Source organism: Paenibacillus vulneris, from assembly GCF_039543185.1.
Classification (GTDB): domain Bacteria; phylum Bacillota; class Bacilli; order Paenibacillales; family NBRC-103111; genus Paenibacillus_S; species Paenibacillus_S vulneris.
In genome coordinates this window covers 1-22590 of record NZ_BAABJG010000048.1, presented here as the reverse complement: position 1 = coordinate 22590, position 22590 = coordinate 1, and the positions used below count along the sequence as shown (strand labels likewise).

The 22590-nt window shown below is 49.9% G+C and carries 17 protein-coding genes; 6 read left to right on the top strand and 11 right to left on the bottom strand.

Annotated features, from left to right (window positions below; all coding sequences use genetic code 11):
- Positions 1–32 precede the first annotated feature (32 nt).
- The 9 genes from ABEA66_RS31470 to ABEA66_RS31430 form a co-directional block, all read right to left on the bottom strand.
- Positions 33–746 (bottom strand): ABC transporter permease subunit, encoded by a 714-nt coding sequence (locus ABEA66_RS31470; protein WP_345593834.1) that lies wholly within the window; start codon positions 744–746, stop codon positions 33–35.
- Positions 739–1839: an ABC transporter ATP-binding protein gene (locus ABEA66_RS31465; RefSeq protein WP_345593833.1), complete on the bottom strand. Its 1101-nt coding sequence runs from the start codon at positions 1837–1839 to the stop codon at positions 739–741. The genes ABEA66_RS31470 and ABEA66_RS31465 overlap by 8 nt, the downstream gene beginning before the upstream one ends.
- A gap of 339 nt (positions 1840–2178) precedes the next feature.
- Entirely contained in the window at positions 2179–2538 is a 360-nt protein-coding gene (locus ABEA66_RS31460) for an STAS domain-containing protein (protein WP_345593831.1), read from the bottom strand.
- Positions 2539–2572: 34 nt separating this feature from the next.
- Positions 2573–4324 (bottom strand): AfsR/SARP family transcriptional regulator, encoded by a 1752-nt coding sequence (locus ABEA66_RS31455; protein WP_345593829.1) that lies wholly within the window; start codon positions 4322–4324, stop codon positions 2573–2575.
- Positions 4325–4521: 197 nt separating this feature from the next.
- On the bottom strand, positions 4522–5184 hold the full coding sequence (locus ABEA66_RS31450; protein WP_345593827.1) for a tetratricopeptide repeat protein: 663 nt from the start codon (positions 5182–5184) through the stop codon (positions 4522–4524).
- Between the two features lie 90 nt (positions 5185–5274).
- On the bottom strand, positions 5275–8484 hold the full coding sequence (locus ABEA66_RS31445) for an S-layer homology domain-containing protein (RefSeq protein ID WP_345593825.1): 3210 nt from the start codon (positions 8482–8484) through the stop codon (positions 5275–5277).
- A gap of 253 nt (positions 8485–8737) precedes the next feature.
- Positions 8738–10051 (bottom strand): FtsW/RodA/SpoVE family cell cycle protein, encoded by a 1314-nt coding sequence (locus ABEA66_RS31440; protein WP_345593823.1) that lies wholly within the window; start codon positions 10049–10051, stop codon positions 8738–8740.
- On the bottom strand, positions 10048–10380 hold the full coding sequence (locus tag ABEA66_RS31435; RefSeq protein WP_192705721.1) for a PadR family transcriptional regulator: 333 nt from the start codon (positions 10378–10380) through the stop codon (positions 10048–10050). The genes ABEA66_RS31440 and ABEA66_RS31435 overlap by 4 nt, the downstream gene beginning before the upstream one ends.
- 171 nt (positions 10381–10551) lie before the next feature.
- Positions 10552–13047, bottom strand: coding sequence for a U32 family peptidase (locus ABEA66_RS31430; protein ID WP_345593820.1), 2496 nt, complete (start codon positions 13045–13047; stop codon positions 10552–10554).
- Between the two features lie 416 nt (positions 13048–13463).
- On the opposite strand from ABEA66_RS31430, the gene ABEA66_RS31425 reads away from it, so the two are divergent.
- The 5 genes from ABEA66_RS31425 (at position 13464) to ABEA66_RS31405 (ending at position 20587) form a co-directional block, all read left to right on the top strand.
- Positions 13464–16715, top strand: coding sequence for an FG-GAP repeat domain-containing protein (locus ABEA66_RS31425; protein ID WP_345593818.1), 3252 nt, complete (start codon positions 13464–13466; stop codon positions 16713–16715).
- 143 nt (positions 16716–16858) lie between these two features.
- Positions 16859–17110, top strand: coding sequence for an acyl carrier protein (locus ABEA66_RS31420; RefSeq protein WP_079914291.1), 252 nt, complete (start codon positions 16859–16861; stop codon positions 17108–17110).
- A 6-nt stretch (positions 17111–17116) separates the two neighbouring features.
- Positions 17117–18313, top strand: a complete 1197-nt coding sequence (locus ABEA66_RS31415) for a hypothetical protein (RefSeq protein WP_345593815.1) — start codon at positions 17117–17119, stop codon at positions 18311–18313.
- Positions 18314–18334: 21 nt separating this feature from the next.
- The gene (locus tag ABEA66_RS31410) at positions 18335–19303 is read left to right on the top strand and encodes an SGNH/GDSL hydrolase family protein (protein WP_345593857.1); all 969 of its coding nucleotides are present in this window, start codon (positions 18335–18337) and stop codon (positions 19301–19303) included.
- 132 nt (positions 19304–19435) lie between these two features.
- Positions 19436–20587, top strand: a complete 1152-nt coding sequence (locus ABEA66_RS31405; RefSeq protein WP_345593813.1) for an MBOAT family O-acyltransferase — start codon at positions 19436–19438, stop codon at positions 20585–20587.
- A 71-nt stretch (positions 20588–20658) separates the two neighbouring features.
- Here the strand turns inward: ABEA66_RS31405 and ABEA66_RS31400 are convergent, their stop codons facing one another.
- Both ABEA66_RS31400 and ABEA66_RS31395 read right to left on the bottom strand, forming a co-directional pair.
- Complete coding sequence (locus ABEA66_RS31400; protein WP_079914288.1) at positions 20659–20877, bottom strand: hypothetical protein; 219 nt, start codon at positions 20875–20877, stop codon at positions 20659–20661.
- Positions 20874–21212: a hypothetical protein gene (locus ABEA66_RS31395; RefSeq protein ID WP_079914287.1), complete on the bottom strand. Its 339-nt coding sequence runs from the start codon at positions 21210–21212 to the stop codon at positions 20874–20876. Before ABEA66_RS31395 ends, ABEA66_RS31400 begins: the two co-directional genes overlap by 4 nt.
- Before the next feature lie 299 nt (positions 21213–21511).
- Between ABEA66_RS31395 and ABEA66_RS31390 the strand changes: the two genes are divergently transcribed.
- Complete coding sequence (locus ABEA66_RS31390; RefSeq protein ID WP_345593811.1) at positions 21512–22480, top strand: sugar phosphate isomerase/epimerase family protein; 969 nt, start codon at positions 21512–21514, stop codon at positions 22478–22480.
- The last annotated feature ends 110 nt before the right edge of the window (positions 22481–22590 follow it).

Below are 22590 nucleotides of genomic sequence, written 5' to 3'. Positions count from 1 at the left end.
CCTTCTCGCCTTGCGCCTTCAGGCAAAGCCGGTTATCTCCAACGTTTTCTTTCAAGCACCTGTATGCTCAACACGATAAACACAATGGCCAGCGTCACGTAAAAGAGAATGTCTGCGAAATTCAACACACCCTTTTGCAAGTTGCTGCCTCTGGTGACGATAGAGAAAAGACTGAGATATTCTTTGGCCCGTCCCGTAGCAACGGTATCCCCCAGCCAATCGATCGTCCAAAGCACAAGCAGCATTCCGATACCCGCCAAGCCGGAGAGCATTTGGTGGGAGGAAAGCGTGGATGCAAACAAGCCAACCGCCATCATGGCCGCTCCGAGCAGGAACATGCTTAAGAACGAAAGCCACATGACAGGCTGATCGATCTTGCCGTACGAGCTCATAATAAGAGGATACAGCAAGCATCCTCCGACCAAAAGCAATTGAACGACGACGGCGGCCAAATATTTGCCGAGAATAATTTCCGTAATGCTGGCCGGTGAAGTGAGCAGCAGCTCATCGGTGCCTTGCCGAAGCTCGTCGGAGACAAGACGCATCGTCAAGAAAGGAATCACGAGCAAATATAGGAAGCTGACCGGGCTGGTCACCATACGCACGTCGATCATCATGGAGTATAAAAAGTTCGAGCTGAACATGTACCCTACAATTAAGAAAAAGAATGCAAACGCCGCATAGGAGGTCGGCGAGTAAAAATACATTTGCAGCTCCTTCCTGCAAATCGCCCAAGTTCTACGCATTCGGGGTCACCTCCTCCTCTTGTGCCGCGGCCGACTCGTTGTCGGAAGCTTCCGTCGCTTCATTGGTTGTCAGCTTGAGGAAGATGTCCTCGAGACTCAAGCTTTCTTTCTTCATCGACAGGATCGGATAGCGCAGCTCCGCCATGCGGTAGAAGATCTCTTCGCGAATGTCCGCGTTATCCTTCGCGGACACAAGCACTTTCACGGTCGGCTCGACCGTGGATGCAGGCGCGGCCGTAGGCTCAGCCTGCGTGGCTTCTGCGCCCGCGGCCGGCTCGGGCGCAGCTGTGGTCTCCGCGGCCGGTGCAGCGGCCGCGGGTTCTTCCGCCAGCGGCTGCACGCTGGCGATGGCGGACATGCCGCGCAGCTCGGCCAGTATGGCCTGGCGCGGCCCTTTGACCTCGAGCGAGACTTCGAACCGCTCGCCCATCGATTGAGCCAGCTGATCGGGATGGCCGTCCATCACGATGCGGCCTTGGTTAATAATCAATACGCGGTTGCACAGCGCATTAATTTCCGGCAAAATGTGCGTGCTCAGCAGCACCGTATGGTTCTCGCCCAGCTCTCGAATCAGCTGGCGAATCTCAATAATCTGCTTCGGGTCCAGGCCCGAAGTCGGCTCGTCCAGCACTAGCAAATCCGGACTGTGCAGAATGGCCTGCGCCAATCCCATCCGCTGCTTGTACCCTTTGGACAGCCCGCGAATAATCTGCCGTTCACGGCCCTGCAGCCCAAGCCGTTCAATAACTTCTCCGACGCGCTTTTTCTGTTCTCTTCCGGGAATCCCGCGCAAATCGGCAATGAACTTCAAATAGGCTTCCACCGTCATTTCCGGATATAACGGAGGTGTTTCAGGTAAATATCCGATCTTTTGTCTTGCCTTCTTCGGATGATTGGCCATAGATAACCCGTCGATCGCAATGGATCCCATCGTAGGATTCAAATAGCCGGTGATCATCCGCATCGTAGTCGTTTTTCCTGCGCCGTTCGGTCCCAAAAAACCAACGATCTCGCCACGGCTCATGGAAAAATCAATGTTGTGGACCCCTCTTTGATTCTCGTACAGCTTACTTACCTGCTTTACCTCAAGCACGCATGAAACCCTCCATTCGAAACGAAATATGCGCCTACTTAAGCCATTTCCATTATGACAACTGCTTAACCCCCAACAATATACAAATAAAACAATAAAAGCAGCTTAAACCAATCTGAAAATTAGCTTAAAAAAATGTGTCTAAATTGTGAACTAGCATATGGTATTTTGCACCACATAAGTTCTTGCCACTGTCCTATAGGAGCTACAATGCAAAAAAAGACCTATCCATTAGGATACGTCCAAGGCGGGTATGAGTAGAATTTTCTTCGGCCGGCTTAGATAAAAGGCAGCCTCTCTGACGAACCGTATTGTAAAATCAACCATTGAAGTTTGAAGCTACGAAATGTCCTCCAGTGATTTCAATCTTCGCATCAGCGTATATTCATCCGGGTAAATCATCATATGCTGCGTCAGTCCAATGAGGCGGAAAAGCTTATGATACTGCTCCGACAGGCCGTATGCAAAGGTCTGATACTGCCCTTCTTCGCCGTACTGCGCCAGGCGGACTAACATCGTGATTCCGGTGCTGTGTATGAAGCTCATTTCGCTAAAGTTCAAAATGAGCGTGCGTCTTCCGTCACCCAATCCTTGACGCCAATCACGATGACGAAGATATCGTTCCTCCGCATGCTGATCCACCGCTCCCGCGAAGTCAATAATCAGCGCCGGTCCCTCTGTTCTTATTCTTAAGCTCATCCCGTTTCAGCCCCCCATTATGGTGTGCCATGACTCATGAAGATAAGAAGGATGTGTTCATATCCGGGTTCGGATCGACACCGAATTCCTCCATGCATATTTTCTCCCACTTGCGATAATAGATTAATGCTTCCTGCTTCCTGGAATCCATTACATAGAGCTCAATAAGGCCCTGATAAGCTTCCTCCTGGGTAGGGCATAGTGCGATCCAATTCTTATAGTAGGCTTCCGATAGATCGTACTGAGAGTGATCTCTGGCTTCCCTTGCCAATCGCTTCAGCGCTGCCGCCTGCTTATCCTGGAGAGAAGTCCTGTATCGCTCAGACCAGTCGGCATAACGGATTTCCGGAGCAAATTCCCTGTACATGGCAGCAGCCTGTTTATACAGATCAATGGCTTTGGAGCGAAAGAGGTCCCACCCCTGGTCTGCTTCACGCAGCAGAGCCTCATACTGTTCCACATCCGTTTCTTTGACCAACTGCTCTTGCAACCGTACGAGCCCATCCTTTAAAATAACCGCCTGCTCGAAGCCCAGCTCCTTTTTCAAAGTCTGCTTCAGTTGATGGACGATGACATAGAGCTGATTGGCCATTTTGTCCACATACATCGATCCGAACAAGTCCTCCATCACCTGCTCTTTGGTAGCCGAAAACTGGGGCTGCATCAATAAATAGACCAGCAGCTCCACCGCCTTTTTCCTTTTCCAATCCAGATCCTGTCTTTCATGTGAGCCTTGTACGAACCTCAGCTTACCGAACAGCTGGACTTTCCAGCTCAGGGCGCTTGACGACTCCTGGTGCTTCTCTTGCTGTTGTATCCATTGTTGATGCCATGGGTACCTCGTGATATCGGCGGCCGCTCTAAGGCAGTGCCAATATTCATTTACAAGATGGTGTTGTCGATCCATTTTCGCACTTTGATATAGCAAGCCGTACGCTTCAAAACGGATGAATAAATCGCTTCCATATTGTTTTACAATGCCCTGAATCCTTTCCCGCTCCTGCTCAGAGAGTGAAATGCCTTTGAAAAGAGAAGCTCTGCATTCATTCAATATGCAGCCGGCCCGGTGTTCGTAAGACAAAGCCTGCGAATCCACTTGCTGCAGCCATCGAACGGCCGACTCCCAATCCCCCTGCCTTATACAATCCATACTTCGCAGAACCTGACGATTCGGCTCCCATCGACCGTCCAGCCTTGCCTGCTGATCTGCAAACAAATGAATAGAAGCCATCTCCTGATCGGAAAGGGGTACCGTTCGAGCGGCTGCTATGTCCAGACAGGCCTGTACCGCTTCCCCGAGCTGCCCATGCCGAATAAACCGTTCCTTCGCAGCTAGTCCGAACTCTTTCTCTCTGGCTGGATCTCCGATCAAATAAGCTCCCTTAGCCAATGCCATACACGCTCTCCCGTCAAGCTCATCCGGCTGTCGATCCCACTGCTCCTTCAAAAAGACAAGGATCGTTTCAGCATCACGAAGCTCACCCAGCCTTACATTTATCATACAGAGAAGAGAGAGTGCCGAATTCAGCCTGTGCGCATGGGTTTGCTGGGCAAAGCCTCTCACGGCCATGCTTGCCGCGGCCCTTGCTTCCGTTAAGTTTCCTTCATGAAAATAGCTTGCGGCCTGCTGCTCTAATAGTAAGGGGGAGTTTTGAAGCAAACGAACTGGAATTTGCTCCAATACGTTCCTATCCACTGAATCTCCATTCAATACACTGCGTTCCATTCGTAAAATGATATGGGTGTAATCCTCAGGGCTCACATTGAATATAGGTCTATGGTCCATATATAATCACTCTCATCAAAAGAAAAATAGTTCTTAGGACTTGTAAGATCAATTCGACAGCCATACTGTTATTCCTTCCTGATCAATAAGAAAAACTTTCTTGAAGATGGGCCTTGTTTTACGAGAAGTTTATCGCTTCAAAGAAAAGTACCTTTTCCCCTTTTCCTATGCGGATAAAAGAGAGGTACCCCTCTCTTTTACTTTTCCAAATCGGCAAGAAGCTGTTCCAGCTCGGTACGACCTTGACTTCCTTGGGGAGACTTCTGTAAATAAGCTTTCAAAGCCTGCAATGCTTGCGCGCGGTCATTTTGTTTGACATAGGAAAGGGCAATAAAACGATACGCCTCAACATACTCTGCGTCATGAACCAAGGGTTGAAGCACCTCGACAGCCTGCGCGTAGTTCGCCTTCAAATATAACAGCTGACCCTTTTTAAATAGCAGCTCCTTGTCCTTGGGATCCTGCTTCAGTCCGTCATTCACCGTAGTTAAAGCATCGTCATTCTTTTGCTGCAGCATATAAATAGCCGTCATGTTGTTGTAGGCTTCCGTCAGTTGGGGAGTCTTCTGAACGGCCTTTGCGTAATGAACGAGTGCCTGATCCATGTTGGACTGCAATCGGTCGATATTGCCCAGGGCAAAATCATATTTTCCCTCCGAGGGTTCCTTCAACATTCCCGTTTCCAGCTTTTTTCGAGCTGCATCGAGCTTCCCCTGTTGAATCAAGGACAGGGCTTCCGCATATTCCTGCGCGTCGGCATGTACGGATTCGTTCTGCTTGGTTAGAGCGGGGTAAATAAACCAAGCGGCTGCAATAACTAGGATAGGGATAAGGATCAGTGCCAGTTTGTTTTGATTCATGTTGCCCCCTATATCGTTTATTTACATGAATGGCGAGAAAGATGAAAAAAAGAGTCAACCCGAAGGTTGACCCGAATGAAATCACACTCTTTATTGAGTTAGTTTAAGATCAATTGGAGCGATAGGGTGAATCTCGTTGTTAGTATCGATCTTCTCTAAACCGGTAATTCTGTATACGTTGTCTGTTACAGTTAGGCCTTCGGTCGGGAATACCAGGTATACGCTCTCGTATACGGAGGCTCCAACAGTTTGTCCATTAACTTTCACATTGGTAACTTGAAGCTCGCCATTAAAAGAGTCTGATTCGATAGAATCGCTAAATTTGACGATGATATAGTCTGTTTTTGCGCTGAGTGGAGCCTTAAATTCATTTTCCGCTAATTTCTTGTAAGGACCGTATACAGTTCCTGTCACAGAACCATTAGCAAATGAATCAGTAGAGTAAACTGCGTAAACTACAGAGCTCACGGAATTAGAAGGAGCAACTGTGTAACGGAAAGAGGAAACACTGCTGTATTTGCCGTCTTTGTAAGCAACTGCATTAATGTTGAGATCCGCATTAATAACAATTGGGGTTGTATACCAGCTGCTTGCCGTGGTAGGCACAGTTCCATTCAAGGTGTAGTATACAGAAGCGCCCACTGTAGCGGTTTCCAGTTGAACTGTAGTTCCAGCAGGGACTTGAGTTCCGGAAGCAATAGAAGCTGTAGGAGCTGCTACTTGCTCTTCAACAGGTCCAGATCCTACCGTTACTGTCCCGGTTACCGTAGCTGATACCGCAGATCCGGAAATTGCCGTTACTTTGTACGTCCATTCGCCATTAGCCAGACTACCGCTATGTACGAATCTAAAATAATTGTCTATCAATTCAACGCCTGTACCCACACGGAAATCGGATCCCACGCCATCCGGGGACACCAGAGTGATCTTAACGTCCGTTGCATTTTCAACGATACCTTTGATATAAATTCCTTCGTTTGCGAAGTACGCCGCAGAAACATCAAGAACTTCAGGCAAGTTGGTTTGAGCTTTGATGGTGAGCGTAAATTCTCTCGTTACAGTCAAACCATTTTTGGTTATTGTTGCAGTCAGGGTTACAACCGCGTCAGGTTGTCCCGCTTCCGGACGAACAACACGGCCCAGGACGAATTGAGTTGTTCCTTCCATTGCTTCAATAGAAATAACATGAGAATCGGAAGATGACCACGCGATTACAGAATCGTAAATTCCCAATACCGGCAGCTCAAGGCTTGTACGAATATCCTGCTGCAGCCAATCAAGATGTGCTTTCTCAGCATCCAATTGATTCAAAATCTCAGCCTTCAGCGTTTGAATCAGCTTGTTCGCTGCAACGTATTTGTCATAACCAGTAATATCTGCCTCTGCAACGCCTGCTGTCAAAGCGTTGTTAACAGCGATACCAACTGCATGGATCAGTTGTTCTTGCTCCAAGCTATATTCTTGGAAATCTTTGATAGTCATGATGGCATCGATAGCTGCTTTCTTCAATCCGTCTTTAATCGTATCGGAGAAGCTTACCGTTACGCCTTCAGCTACTTTGATTTCGATTCCGCTAAGTTTAGCAGGGTCGCCGGCCAAAGTAATGTTTGCGTTAATTTCAATGCTTTGAATGTTGGACGAAGCGCCTACCGTTAAGGTAGCACCTTCAGCAGCTTGAGAGACAGTCACGGATTGAACCGCACCTGCACCGTTCAACTCTACGGATGCTTTTGGAGCTGTGATTGTGATGGACTTCAATGTCGCTTTCGCATCAGTAGTTACTTTTGCATTAGCTGCAACTTCCAAGTCGTTTACAGTTGTAGCTCCACCTGCTGCAGTAGGAAGAAGCTGAATATCCGCGTTGGCAGCAGTGACCTTCACATTGCCGATATTCCCTTTCAGCGCTACCGTTTTGCCTGCTGCTTCCGGACCAACGATTACGTTGCCGAGCGTACCTGCTGTACCTTCCAGAATAGCTTGGGAATATACGCTGGTCGTTACAACGCTAGTGCCTTCCAGAGTTTCGATTCTTACTTTTTTGCTTTGGTTTGGTGCATTGACTTTCAAGGAAGTAATTTTGGATTTAGAGAACTTCACTGACTGATCGCTGCCGGAAAGAACTTCGATATTCGCAGCCGAAATGTTTTTCAGCTTCACTTCGCCATTCTCACCAGGGTTGATAGTCAACGTACCGGTAATCGTTGTAGTAAAACCGTCAGCCGGGCCAAATTCTCCCGATTGCGTGAGTGTCAAATTCGTATAAGTTCCGCCAAGATTCAATAATTGACCAGGCGTAGTTCCGCTATTATGTCTAGAGGAGCTGCCGCCGCCTCCACCACCGCCGCCAACAGCCGCGCTTGCACCGGTAATGGTTTTGCCAGTGTCTTTACCCTTGTAGCTCAGCTTGTACACCGTACCTGCTGTTTGAACGCCAGTAGTCAACACAACGATTTTCTTGCTGTCTTTTTTCAGCTCTGCAGCGGTAACCGTCAAGCCGTTATCAAAAGTGAAGTCGGCTTTATCCGGAGCGCTGATTTCTTCGTTGAACGTAACTTCAATCGTTACATTGTTTACAACGGAAACAGAGCTGATTGGACCTTCTACGCCCTTGGAAGCTGCAAGCTCATTCGCTTTGGCGACATACTTATCTTTGTTCGTTTTGAACTCGTAAGCAAGACGTGCCAACGCTTGACGCTCTGCGTTATCCTTTGGTGCAAATTTCAAAGATCCGTCCTTGTCCTCCAGACCGTTAACAAAGCCCACTTTGAAAGCTAGAGAAACATGTGCCTGAGCCCAGCTGGAAACTTCCTTCAAGTCGGACAGTTTCGCATCCGCTGTCAGCTTCTTAGCAGTTTCCTCCAGCTTCATAGCCCGTATGAAAAATACGACAAGCTCTTCGCGTGTCACTTTGGCATCCGGAGCAAACGTAGTATCCGAAGTGCCTTGAGTAATACCGGACTCTACCAGAGCGCCTACAAACCCTCTGTACCAGCTGCTTTTGTCCACATCCGTGAAGGCTGCGGCTTTATCTGGGTTTTCTTTAAGTCCAAGTGAAAGAACGATAATTTTCGCCAATTCCGCACGAGTCATCGCTTTGCGAGGCTGGAACGTGCCGTCCTCGTAGCCAGAGATGATACCAGAATCGACTAACGATTGAATTTCCTTTTGGGCGTAAGAATCAGCCGTATCCTTGAGCTGCGCAGCCGTCGCACCGAAAGCCATAGCAGGCATCAGCATGCTAAACAGCATCGCAACCACAAGAAGAGCGCTCATCTTACTGCGTCCTTGTTTGTCAAACATGGTTTCTCCTCCTATAAAATTGTCAATGAACGATTGTGCCTGCCGACATCCCCCATTACAGATTCTGGCAATAGCACTTGGATCAAGTGTACTATATGATCCCTTACAAATATCTTACAAAATTCGCTATTTTAGGTCTTTTTTCTTATAGACCACAAATTTTTTTGTCAGGTTGTGACCCTATTTGAAGGAATACATAAAAAAAGAACGAAACGCAGCCCATATCCGTCTGGCCGCCGTTTCGCTCTATCTTTTATGCACGAGTTCGAATCATATCCTTACGCCGGTAAACACTAAACATAATCCCCATAGCCGCCATCTCCGCAAGCAGATGACTGCCGCCGTAGCTTAAAAAAGGAAGGGAAATCCCACCCACTATTGGAAGGACACCCGCCGCCATCCCAATATTCCAAATAAATTGGAGGACAAGTAACCCCCCAAGCCCTCCGATGAGTATTTTTCCATAGCGATCTCTAACGTTAGCAAACGCTTGAAGCATTTGGACCGCAAACAATACGGCACACACAATAACCGCCATGCCCCCCAACCAACCAAAGCTATATATCAAATAAGTGAATAGATTATCTGTATGAATTTCCGGAAGCCTTGTGTATACTGCACCCAAACCATATCCCCACCAGCCTGCGGAGCGTAAAGCCTGACTAATTTGCATGTAAATATATCCAGTACCATTGGGGTCCGAATGCGGATTCAAAAAGGCGATGAATCGATGCAGCCTATATTCAGATACCCATAGAACGACAGCCATAAAAGCTCCAAATAACAATACAGGGGTCAGAACAACACGCCAGCTTTTCGTTACAAAATATAATAAAATCAAATAGGAGCATACATACAAAATAATGGAGGACAGAGATGGGCTAAGCAAATATAGATAAGTCGGCACAACCATGAGCAGAAGATGCTGCTTCCATCCGGAACGTCGGCTCGAATCCGAGTTGCATAGTATCCCCGCAGCCGAAATGATAAATAAATAGATACTGATGGATATCCAATCTAATTGAATAAGCCCCAACGAAATGTAAGCTCTTGTCCCGTTTACCTGCGTTCCAGACAGAACGGTAATTAGCGTAATCAGTGCCGTGCCTTTGTACATGACCCAAGAATGCTTCAGCATTCGGCGATAATCGAAGAACAACAGTAAAATCATGGGAATAAGTCCGATTGCGGTAAACTCCACTTTTTTCAATAAAAAAGGAATATAAGATCGCCTTTCCATGCCGGCATAGCTTAATTCAACGGCGTACATGGCGACAAACGAAAAGATAAGCCAAACTGCCACCCAGCCAATCAATCCCCATGGAATGCGCGGTTTATGTACCTTATTGAGCTCTGACCCCACGACCGACGGCTCTCCCATCTGTCTAACTGCCCAACGGGCCGCTTCCTCCTCACTGCTGCCCTCCTCCCGCTTCAAGCTGACGAGCTCCTCCAGATGATCTGCTATTTCCCGCCGGATGTCCTTGTGAAGCTCTCTCGCTTTAACAAGCCGAATAACCGAGTCCAAATAATCGTCGATAATTGGATGGTTGTCCTTGTTGATCATCCTTGCCCCTCCCCTAATACACGATCGACCGCATTGCGGAACAATCGCCATTCCTGCTTCTTCTCCTTCAGCTGCTTTCTCCCGCTTTCGGTGATTCTGTAGTATTTCCGCTTACGGCCTTCCGCTTCGTGCCAATAAGCCTCTACCCACTGCTCCGCCTCCATCCCGTGAAGAATCGGATACAAGGTTCCTTCCTTCAGCGTAAACGTTCCGTCCGAGCTGCGTTCCAGCTCCTTGATCAATTCGTAGCCGTACCGGTCTTGCCTGTCCAGCAAGGTGAGGATTAAGGTTCCCGTACTTCCCTTCAGCAATTCTTTGTTGACACTCATGGTATGAAAGGCACCTCCTGCAATAGTCTAAGCATCTTCCTTCTATACATAGCCAATCTATGCATAGTAAATCTAGGTATATAATAACAAAAATAGACTCTTTGTTCAATCCAAGCAAAAAACAGCCGGTAACCAGGGAAATTCCCTAGTATACCGACTGTTTTGCGAATATTATTTCACCAGCTGCCCGCGGGTTACGCCGAGCTGGTTCGTCGCCTTGAGTGTCTTCCATACCTGTGTTCCGCTAATGGAGCCTTGCAGAGCACGCTGATACAAATCAATGACCTCCAATACCTTCTCCGGTGTTTCCTCCAAAAACTCTATCCGGAAGGTGGAGACGCCCATGTCAAGGAAGTTGCGAATATATTCAGCACCGGATTGCTCGATAGCGTTGTACACGGTGTTCCGGCAGCCTTCGTCTACCCTTACCGGATGGGACATTCCGACACGGTCCTGCAGAGATACACGATGCTCCTCACAAGGACGGCCGCAGTTCGTATAGTCTGTCCCTTCGCTCAGGAACGTGCAGTAGACGCAGTGCTCCGTATGGAACATAGGCATATGCTGATGAATAACGACCTCCAGCTTGGAAGTATCCGCTACCTGAAGCAAGTCCACCATTTGCTGAATATTCAAGTCATACGACGGAGTCACACGGTGTAATCCCGCTTCCAGGAACAAGGCAGCCGTTTTATGGTTGGCAATGTTCAAAGAAAAGTCTCCGATCAGCTCTGGATGCTTCTCATTCGGATGCTCCATGCGCTGCTTCATATAATAGTAGACGGCACCGGTATTGCGTACCAATACAGCATCAGGCTGCAAATTGGTGATGTTCTTGAAATACCCCGTTTCACCTGGCATATGAATTCGCGGCGTAGCGAGCGCAATGCGCTTCCCGGCGGCCCGGGCCGCCTCGACTGCAGCAGGGAACTGCTTGATAAATTCAAAGTCGGCGTAGATCATATCGACATCGGTCCGCAGTGCGGCGCGCACCTGCTCCAGGTTGCGGCACAAGGCCGTCAAGCGAGGGGCTTGACGAATTTCCGGCTTGACCGGAGCATCGGACATCACCTCAACCGGCCGCTTCACATACCGGCGCGGCTGCTGGCGCAGCGATTCCAGCTGTTCAACGGCCCGGCGGCGCATGCTGTTCAGCTCTCGCATAGGCACGATCAGCGCACCATCCAGCTGTACGTCCAGCTGGTCGAGCTCGAAGATCGTACCGCCAAGACGGCCGAACTGCTCTTCGAATAAAGCCGCATCCATCGGGCGTTTCTCCGCTTGTACGAGCGGTAGCTCGGACTCAATGGTTACGGTATGGCCGGTCAGCTCATCGGTCCATTGGCTCTTCAGCAACCCGCCGAGAGTGCCAGTCACTTGAACTGATACAGGGAACGTACGGTAAGGCTTGTCAGTCTCGAAGGATTGACGGAGCCGTTTGTCCAAATGCGGATCATTCGTTTTCCAAATCCGATCTCCTACATGCACGCGGCCCAAATTCACGTCGTTCCGTCCCGGAATAATCTCAATCAGCCCGCCGGCGGCTTCGCCCTCCAGCTTCACGCCCTTGCGGCGAATGTCATAGACGCGCCCGCCTTCTTCTTTTTTGGTCGGATCTCCGGCATCGAAGCAGATACCGTCCCCGCGTTTTACAGGCGCCTCAAGCTCGCATACGACACCGTCACGCAAAATTTGCTTCACCCGTCCCAAGTATACGCCGCGGCTCTTCGGGTAAGTTCCTTCTACCAGCTGCTTGTTGTTCGTTCCCTTCAGGAAGCCGTAAGTGAAGCCGCGCGAGAAGCTTTGCTCCAGCTCCCGCAGCTCCTCCTTGGTCGGTTTGGCATTTCCGTTCTCGAAGTAACGGTCGATCGCCTTACGGTATTTGCTTACTACGTTCGCTACATATTCGGGGCTTTTTAACCGCCCTTCAATCTTGAAGGAGGTTACCCCCGCTTCAATCAATTCCGGTACAAGCTCGAGCGCCGCCAGGTCCTTGGGAGATAGAAGATAAGCAATATCGCCCATCGGCTTCTGCTCCCCATCCACCATCAGATCGTACGGCAAACGACAGGCTTGCGCGCATTCCCCGCGGTTCGCCGAGCGTCCGCCCCACATCTCCGAGGTCAGGCACTGGCCCGAATAAGAAACGCACAAGGCCCCGTGGACGAAAACCTCCATCGGCAGCTTCGCTTGATCCCCGATCTGTTTGATTTGCTTCAGATTGTTTTCCCGTCCCAATACGACCCGTTCAATATCGAACGGCTTGGTGAACTCGACCGCCTCCGGCGAGGTTATCGTCATTTGAGTAGAGCCATGAATCGGGAAATCCGGGGAAATATCGCGGATCATCTTGACCAAGCCCAAGTCCTGAACGATGACGGCATCGACACCCGCGTCGACACAGGCTTCGATCAGCTTTTTGGCATCTTCCAGCTCGTCCTCAAATACAAGAATATTAAACGTCAAAAAGCCTTTGACCCCATACAAATGCAAAAAGGACATAATGTCCGGCAGCTCATCCGTAACAAAATTGTTAGCTCTTGCTCTGGCATTAAATTTCTCCACACCGAAAAATACCGCGTCCGCCCCATTAGCGACAGCCGCACGTAAACAATCCCAATCTCCGGCAGGCGCCAACAGCTCAATATCTGATTTTTTTACCGTCATATAATGTTCATTCCTCCGAATGCTGATTCCGCGTCTGATTTTATCACTTCAACTATATAGTGTACCAGAAAAGGAGGCTCGAAAGCTAATGAAACCAGCAAATGGCAGAGGAAACGGCCTGGCCGCCGCACGAGAGACAGATTGAGCAAGCTGCGAGCCGGAATCTGCCCAATGACCGGGAGAGGCTATGAAAAAGCAGCAGCGCAGCGCAGGCTGACAAGCAGATGTTCGCCGCCTCCCCTATCGGATGGACCATTCCCCGTTTTTCAGCTGACAAAGCCAATCCAAAACCACGCCGCACCCCAACTCTCCCCCTTTGTGACACCCTGCTGGAACTGCCGACAAAAGTTAACAAAGCCCGCCATCCATGCTATAATTGCAAGGTAGTCCAACCAGAGATATAATTGAGGGATTTCATGAAGTTAACAAAAGCCCGGATCGCAGGCACCGTTATCGGCATCCTGCTTATCCTCGCAGCGTGGTTGGCCGTCTCCGACAAGGAGCTGTCCGTTCGCATGCTCTATGTATCGAATGGGGACAGCTATGACTCGGCTGCCTATGGCCAATTGAAGCAGTCGTTAATCGCCAATTTGCAATTGGAACGGCGCAGTCTGGAGCAGCTTTCGCTCAACCAGCTGAAAAGCTATGAAGCCGTATATTTGGATCCTTCCCTTCATGAAGCGATAACAGACAAGCAGCGCGAGCTGCTTCAAAGCTATGTATCGCAGGGAGGGCATCTGTTCCTTGAAAATGGATTGGCCGCGGATTTTCCGTTGGCCTTTATAGGCGCGAAGGAGCTCGTTGAGCTGACACCGCCCAAAGCTCTTGCCGCAAGCACGGCAAAAACAGCCCCGGCCGGAGCGGAGACGTTCTCCTATCCGGATGTCGAGCTGAATTTGCAGGCGATACAGCAGCTGTTCCGGCAGTTCATGGACAACTACATCAATCATGATGGAGTGTCGGACCTGCAAAGGTTTTCGTGGGGCAAAGGCTTGATCCCTTCGACGGCAGAGCCCGTCGTATCCTTGCATGATACGGCGCTGTACGCCTTAAACCGGTACGGAAAAGGGACCGTCTTTTTCAGCAGCGCTCTCCTGCCGAACCGCTTCTATATTACCGGCTATGATATGAGCAGCGGTATGGACCCCAGCCTGGGCTTCGCCAAGCTGGCGGAACAAACGAATCAAGCCAAGAAGCCGACCGCAGGCGCGTTATATTATGACCGCGGGCAGCTGCCGCTCGAGCCATATTTTCACTTTACCTTCAGCGCGGGAAGCGCGCTGTTCCGGAGCGAATATGTGGCTTTCGTATCCAAGGAAACGCTCGGCTACAGCATCAAAAAAGTGCTCGGACCTTATGGCCGGCCCGCCATGTCGCATCAAAATCACTTTGAAGCTATCGAGGCGATTCGCGACGGTGAGGGCATTCAATGGGCCGAACTCCTGAAGAAGTACAATCAGGTGCCGTCCTTCACACTCGTCCGCTCCTCATTCCATTGGGGGCGGTGGCAGGAATCGCTGGCCGTCCACTTGAATACGGGGACGAACGAGAAGCCCGCCTTCGTCGGGGAGACGCCGAACTCGTTCTATTCGAGCGGAACCCGCATCATGGGCGACGGCAAGCCGATTCAGCTTGCGCTGTATCCGGACTACCGATCGCTCGGCGATCCGATCGATAAACCCTTCCGGGCTTATCCCGCTCTCGCCGATTGGAACGGCGACGGCAAGCCGGACCTGATCGTCGGCTCGGCCGACGGCACCGTCTCCGCTTACCGCAACACCGGGACGCAGCCGGATGCCTATGCCGGGCAGCTCCTGCCCGGCGGCATAACCGCGCCCGATGCCTTCGGCAAGCGCGAGCCGCTGCGGCTGAAGAACGGTCAGCCGCTCAAGACCGATGCGTACGCGAGCGTTGCGGCGTACGATCTCAACGGCGACGGACAGCCCGACCTCGTACTCGGGCTGTCCGACGGCACGCTCGCCGTCGCCTATGGCGAAGCCGGCGGCGCCTTTGCCGAGCCCGCCCCGCTATTGGCGGGCGGCAAGCCTATCCGAGCCGCGGCGCCTGTGGCTCCGGCTCTGGGCGACATCACCGCCGACGGCGTACCCGACCTCGTGGTCGGGGATGCGGACGGCGGTGTGACGCTCTATCGCGGCCACCGCACCGCGGGCCGCGGCGGCTCGGGCTCCGGCACAGCCGGGGAGCCCGTCGCCTTCGACGCAGGCAGCCTGCTGTTCAAGCTGCCTGCCCGATTCGCCGCGCCGTCGATCCGTGACATGAACGGCGACGGTCGGCCCGACCTCGTGGTCGGCAACGTCGAAGGCGACCTGCGTATTTATTTGCAGCAGGCTGACGGCACATGGAAGCCTTCTGGCGTAGTCGAGGGCGCTACCGTGAACCAGCTCGGCAATCATGCTCTCGTAGGCGGTCACAATTCGGTGCCGCTGTGGTATGACTTGAATCATGACGGCAAAGACGATCTTATCGTAGGCCAGTTGGAATTCGGCATGCCGATTACCGTCGATGATCCCAAGTTCCCTTATGCGGAGCAGCTGAAAGCCTTTATTCAATATAACAAGGATCATTACCTGGACCTGTACCCGCACATTTTTGTCCATAACTTTACGAGCGACGAGCAGGAGAAGGAGGAAATTGCCCTCCAGCAAAAATCGTTCAAAACCTTGGACATTCCGTGGAACATGCCAGGCACGAACCAGCACACCTGGCGCATCAACAATCCGGATCGTACGCAGACGTTGAACAACGAGCGCGGCGCGGGGATTTGGTACAACTTCGGTTTCCGTCCGTCCAATATTCCGAATGAACCTCGTTTGGGTGTTCAATACAATTGGGGGATGCCATTCCTGATGACGGACCAGGGCTCATCCGAGCCTTCGAATCCGCCGATGCTGCTCGGCACACCGGCGCCAGTGCTTCGACTTGGGCAGTATTCCACCGAGGATCTGTTCCAATCCTATATTCAGCTTGATCTGCCGATCGATTATTTCGAGCACATTGAATACAAATTCCCGAATGGCGTAGCCGGACCGGGAGGCTTGCTCGAATTCGTCAAATATTTGGACCAGATCCGCAATCAGTACGGCTATAACTTTATGAAAGAGCCGCAATTGGCCCGCTCGGTCCTTAATACCTTAACGACTCAAACAACGGTATACCGGCCGTGGATCGAGGTCATCGCGGATCATTTGAAACGGATGATCGGCATCCATACGGAGCCGTCGATACGGATCAAGCCGTCAACAGACCATGTTCCCGTCCAGGCTGCCGAATACAAAGGGACGCTTGGCGTCGTCATTGAACGCGGCTTGGCTTACGAAGACCGCCCGGTTTCTACCGATGCCGACGTGTTCACTACGCTTAACCAGAAGCTGTATTTAGGCGTTCCGCAGGCTACCAAGGTCTGGTTCGGTTCGAGCGACGACGGCCGGCTGCATTTGCTCCGTTCCAATGTGCCCTATAAGCTGGACAAGCAGCAAGGCCAGTGGAAGCTGGAATGGCAGTCGGACGGCATGCAGCAGATTCAGCTGCAAAGCTCGAAGCCGCTTACGATCGAAGGAGATCAGCTCCAGATCGACCATAAAGCGGAGGACGGGACGTATACCGTGACTCACTTCGGAGCGCCGGCAACAATAACGATCCGTTATTAAGAAGGCTTGGCCCGTTGAAACGGAAGCCTCGTGACCGAAAGATTCCCGCAAGCACAAGCTCTAGCGGGAATTTCTCGCGTTACCCGCCAAATTTTTCATCATACCGAATTTAACCATAGATGACTTCCAAAGGAGGACTTTTCATGCAAGACTTGCTTCAGCAGCTCGAAGAGCACATCCGCAACCGCTATGAAATTGAAGAGGACGATGACGATTTTACCGTAGATGTCCACTTGTTCGACTACGGCTATATTGATTCTATCGGAGCTACCGCGTTGATTGCTCATATCGAGAAAACCTATGGGATCCAAGTGACGAATCAGGACCTGATGCTTTATTCTATGAATACAGTGCGAGAAATCGCCGATTTCATTCAGACCAAGACTGCGAGGTAATTGATTATGGAATGCGTCGTATCCCTAGAGGGATTGGCTTCTAGCCAGCACGGACAATTGAAATATGCCGCCGCCTTCATCGACGAGCAAATCCGCGATATTCGGATTGACGATAACAAGATCTACATCACTCATGACTCGGCCAAGGGCAACGAGGCGATTGAAGCGCACGTACGCCGTTTAATTACCCGTTTCTCGCAGGGTGATTTTGGCTTTAAAGAAAATATTTTATTCGAGCATAAAGTCGATACCCCTTATGAAGGCGACATTATTTCCGAGCTCGTAGACCGTAAAATCATTAAAGTGCTTGAGCCGGGCTTATTTATTTTCCGCGAGCCGTTCTCAAGTCTGATGCGTTTCTTCGACTATTCCTTCGTGACCAAGGTCGCCAATCGATTCGAAGGAGTGAAGGAGGAATCGTATCCGGCTGTCATTCATGCCGATACTTTGAACAAAACAAATCACTTCACCTCCTTCCCGGAGCATATCCACTTTCTTACGCATCTGCGCGAGGATCTCGAGATTATTGAATCCTTCTCCCAATCGATTCGCGATGCCGGAGGCTGGAAGCAGGATGCTCCGTTGGATCTTAACCAGACCATGCCGAAGCCAAAGTTTACGATGAACCCATCGACGTGCTACCACTGTTACGAAGGCCTTCAGAACGAAACGCTTGAGGGCGATGGTCTTATCGTCTCGGCTATCTCCAAATGCCACCGTTTTGAATCGCGCAATCATAGCGATTTCGGCCGCTTGCTCGATTTCAGCATGCGCGAGATTATTTTCGTAGGGAAACCGGAGTTCGTCAAAGAAAACCGGCTTCGTTCAATCGAATATATCAAAGAGCTGGCCGTTGAATGGAATGTAGACAGCATGCTGGAAATCGCTAACGACCCGTTCTTCACGAATGATTTCCAAACCAAGGCATCCTTCCAGCGGAATCAGGAAATGAAATATGAGCTTCGGTTGACGGTTCCTTATGTTAACAAATCGATCGCCTGCAGCTCCATCAATTTCCACAGCAATACGTTCGGTACGGCATTTAACATCAAGATGGGCAAACGCAATGCAGTCACCGGCTGCGTCGGCTTCGGCATCGAGCGTTGGGCATTTGCGTTCTTGGCTCAATACGGATTGGAAGAATCGAATTGGCCTGCCGCTTTCCGTGAGCAGTACCATGCTTGGCAGCAAAAATCGTTGTAAAGATGTAGGTTCCTTATGAAACTGAGCGCTTTTTTTCGCAAAAACAGCTTTGTGCTGCTGCTGATCGTCGTCTTCGTCCTGTCGGATCTTCTCATCAGCCTGTGGGATCCGATGGTGACGTCGCGCCGATTTTATAAAAACGACTTTACCAAGACGTTATACCACCATCAATGGCAGGATCACGGTCCTGCATTCTTCGGCAATTCGGCTGTAACCGGTGCGTATATAGAGGAAAAGTCGAACGCCAAATTAATAGAGATGGGACTCTCCTACGGCAAGCTGACCGATCTGAAAGCAATTTTGGAACGGCAGCTTTTCCATGTTGAAGACGAGCTGGTCATCGGTATAGACGTCCATACCATGATCGACAGCCTGGAAACCGACCCCACTTATCCATGGTTTAAGCTTTGGTACCAGCCTTATGTGTACGCTTACCGCGATTATTTCCGGGATACGGGTACCGAGGTCACCTGCGGGTTATATCAGGGGCTTCTCAAGCAGGATGCTTCTGCTATAAAGAGCTGCGCCGCTTTTCCGGAGACGCTTAAGCTGAGTAAGGAGCATCCTTTGGCTTATCAGCCGCGTTGGATTGATAAAGAGCTTTACTTCGGGCACAAAACCGACGAAGAGCTGAAGAAAAAATGGGGCGAATACGACCAACGCTTCGGCTGGATGTCCAGCAATGATTATAAGGAGAATCTTGCGGCGCTGGATTGGATACTCGCCTACGCCCAAGAGCATCATCTGAAGCTTCGTGTGGTCTGGATGCCGTGGAATAAAGCTTACGAGCTGCCGCGTTATATGCCAGGATTGCAGGCGGATGTGAATCAGCGGCTAGCCTCCTATAACGTCCCTGTATTGGATTTGCTGCAAAAGTACGACAAGTCGCTTTTCCACGATCTCGTTCACTTAAGCCGTCAGGAAGGCGCGCCGGTATTTACGAAGGAGGTTGACGCATGGCTCCTTTCGCTCGCAAAATCATCGAAGTGATTGTTTATACGGCAATGCTGATCATGGTATTGATCTATTTTACCGGCAAAGGTATTTTTATTTACGAAGGATTTTAAAACGGAGTATTTACGGAACGGGGTTCTTTACTAGAAGGACCGAAGGAGTAAACCTATGTTTTTTATGAACATGAACGCGGTCATGGCGCTCATCGGAATGATCATCGTCCTGGCCCTCACCCGTTGGTGGCCGCACAACAAGCGAATCTTGCTGCTGGCGTTCAATCTTTGTTTCTTGCTCCTGTTCAGCAAGAAGCTCTTTCTCTTTTATATCATCTATACCGCGCTGAACTATTTCGCCTTTTTATGGCTGTGCCATGTCAAAAAGTGGAGACTGTTCTGGTTCATCCTGCTCATCGTACTGAATGTAGGAGCTGTTTCCGGAATGAGGCTTCTCGGCATGGAGCCGACCGAAAGCCCGCTTTATGACGCCATCATTGCACTGACATTGATCTATAACGTGCTTAAGGTCATTGATGCTCATTATTTTGCTTACTTCTTCGGCAAAGATGCCCGGGCAGCCGTGATCGACTATGCCAACTACATCTTGTTCGTCCCTACTTTTACATCCGGGCCAATCCTGAAGTTTCGTGACTTTATGGCCGATGCCAAAAAGCCTTATCAGGTCAGCTCCAGTCAAGTGGAGGAAGGGATTAAGCGGATTATTCTCGGCTTGTTCAAAAAGCTGGTTGTCGTCACCTGGATGACGGATGTGTTCCATCATGTACAGAATCAGGAGCTGTATACGCACCAATCCGTCTTTCTGATGATTTGGTTCTATATTACGCTATTTTTCGACTTTTCAGGGTATTCCGACATAGCGATCGGATTTGGCCGGCTTATGGGCTACACCATTCCGGAAAACTTCAAGAAGCCGTTTCAATCGCCTACGCTCACCCAATTTTGGCGCAATTGGCACGCAACACTCGGTGACTGGTTCCGCGATCATATTTTTATGTTTTTCACGCGAAAAGCCCCTACCAAATGGACCGGAGCAGCATTGTCGATTCTCATTATGGTCCTGATCGGCCTGTGGCATGGCTTCGGCTGGATTTATTTTTTCTACGGTCTTTACCATGGTATCGTCATCGCTCTGGAAACCTTGCTGGGCAAATCGACGGTCAACAAGAAAAAGGTGTCCCGAGCCTATTTCCTATACCGTTGTGCCTTGACCCAAGCCATTGTAACGCTTTCCGTAATCGTCTATAGCGGTAACCTGGAAACCGTCTTGAAGATTTACCGTGGCTTGTTCCATTGGCCTTTCTAAGGCCGGACAAACCGAACTTTAAAAAGAGTCTTTCGTTCTCTCATTAGGAACGTCAGACTCTTTTCTTTTGCTTAATACAGGGCCAGATAGCATTTTCCCGGATTGGCTTTGGAATATAAGTACGCTTCCGTTCCAATGACTTCAATTCGTTCCAAGGATTCTACATCAATGGAACCGCCCTGCTTCTCATCCCCTTTTGCTTTCAATGCATAAATTAACTGCGGAATCATTTTATGATCACTTGAGACGAACGTAACCGGAATTTCTTTGTCCTGAAACCGGATTCTCAAGCTGATTCCTCCTTCTCTAGCGTTTCCTCGCTTTGCCCGTTACCCGTCTGCAGCAGACCGGAGAATACCGAATCCATCATTTCACTATTGGCCGTTTGGAAAACATGACATTGAATTTGATTATTGCTTGACGCCGAAATAAACACATCGCCGATGTGCTGGTATACTTGGTTATGGTCCTTCTTATGAATGTGTACGTTGCCCGACTTGATATCGATATTAAGGGAAATTTGATTGGATAATTCAACCAAGCATGTGGACTTTTTAAAGTGATTAGGGAAACGAAGCCATTGGCCAGAAACCGTTTCAACGATTTGGGTATCTTTGTTATACATATTTGATCCGCCCTCTCTTCAAAAAGTTTTGACATCCGCGATCGACCGACACCGCCGCTGCTCGGCTTTACTATACACCTCTTTTCCTCAGTAAATTGGCGCCTTCATTATTGTACTGGATACTTCCTGCAAAGAAATGGGAATGCTGTCGAGACAAACTGTCGAAGTTTATTTTTTTCCTATTGATTTCCACATATCTTGACTTGTCCATAAGTTGCACTAGGAGCGGAAGCCAAACAATGCTATAATCGAAATGATCGCGTACACGCGTACATTTTCTATTTTTTCGGAGGTGTCAAATGAAATTAGGCGTTTTTACAGTACTTTTTGGACAAAAACCTTTCGAAGAAGCATTGGACTTTATAGCATCTAAAGGCTTGGATGCAGTGGAATTGGGTACAGGCGGTTACCCGGGCAATGCGCATTGCGATCCGGACGTGCTTCTTGCTGACGAAAGCAAGTTGAAAGCGTTCAAACAAGCGATTGAATCCCGCGGGCTCTTTATAAGCGCTCTAAGCTGCCATGCCAATCCGCTTCACCCGCAAAAAGCCATTTCCCAAGAACATCAGGAATTGATTCTAAAAACCATTCAGCTTGCCGAGAAGCTGGAAGTGCCTGTCGTCAATACATTCTCCGGCTGCCCGGGTGATCATGAGAATGCCAAATACCCGAACTGGCCTGTAGCCCCTTGGCCTCCGGATTATCAGGAAATTTTGGATTGGCAGTGGACTAATAAAGTCATTCCTTACTGGACCGAGACAGGGAAATATGCTGCCGATCGCAATGTAAAAATCGGTCTGGAGCTTCACGGCGGATTCTCCGTTCACACTCCGGCTACTCTGCTGCGTCTTCGTGAAGCCGCTGGCGATGCCATCGGCGCCAATCTGGATCCGAGCCATATGTGGTGGCAAGGTATCGATCCGGTGCAAGCGATTCAAATTCTTGGCCGTGCAGGAGCTATCCATCATTTCCATGCCAAGGATACGACCATTGACCCGATTAATGTCAATAAACACGGTTTGACCGACATGCAGCCTTATACGGCGATGCTTGATCGCGCTTGGCAGTTCCGCAGCGTCGGCTTCGGCCATGATCTTAAAACCTGGGCAGACATCATTAGCACTTTACGTCTGGTTGGTTACGATTATGTGGTCAGCATTGAGCATGAGGATGGATTGATGTCTGTGGAAGAGGGCTTCACCAAAGCCGTGCAAAACCTGCAGCAAGTATTGATTAGAGAGCCGCTAGGCGAAATGTGGTGGGTATAACCAGCCCGTTATGGCAAGCGAAAAGCCCTGGTCTCCATGTAGTGTGCACCCCTTAGAATAGACATTGGAAAAACCCCCTGGTTAATCCGATGAATTCTAAGGGGTGTATT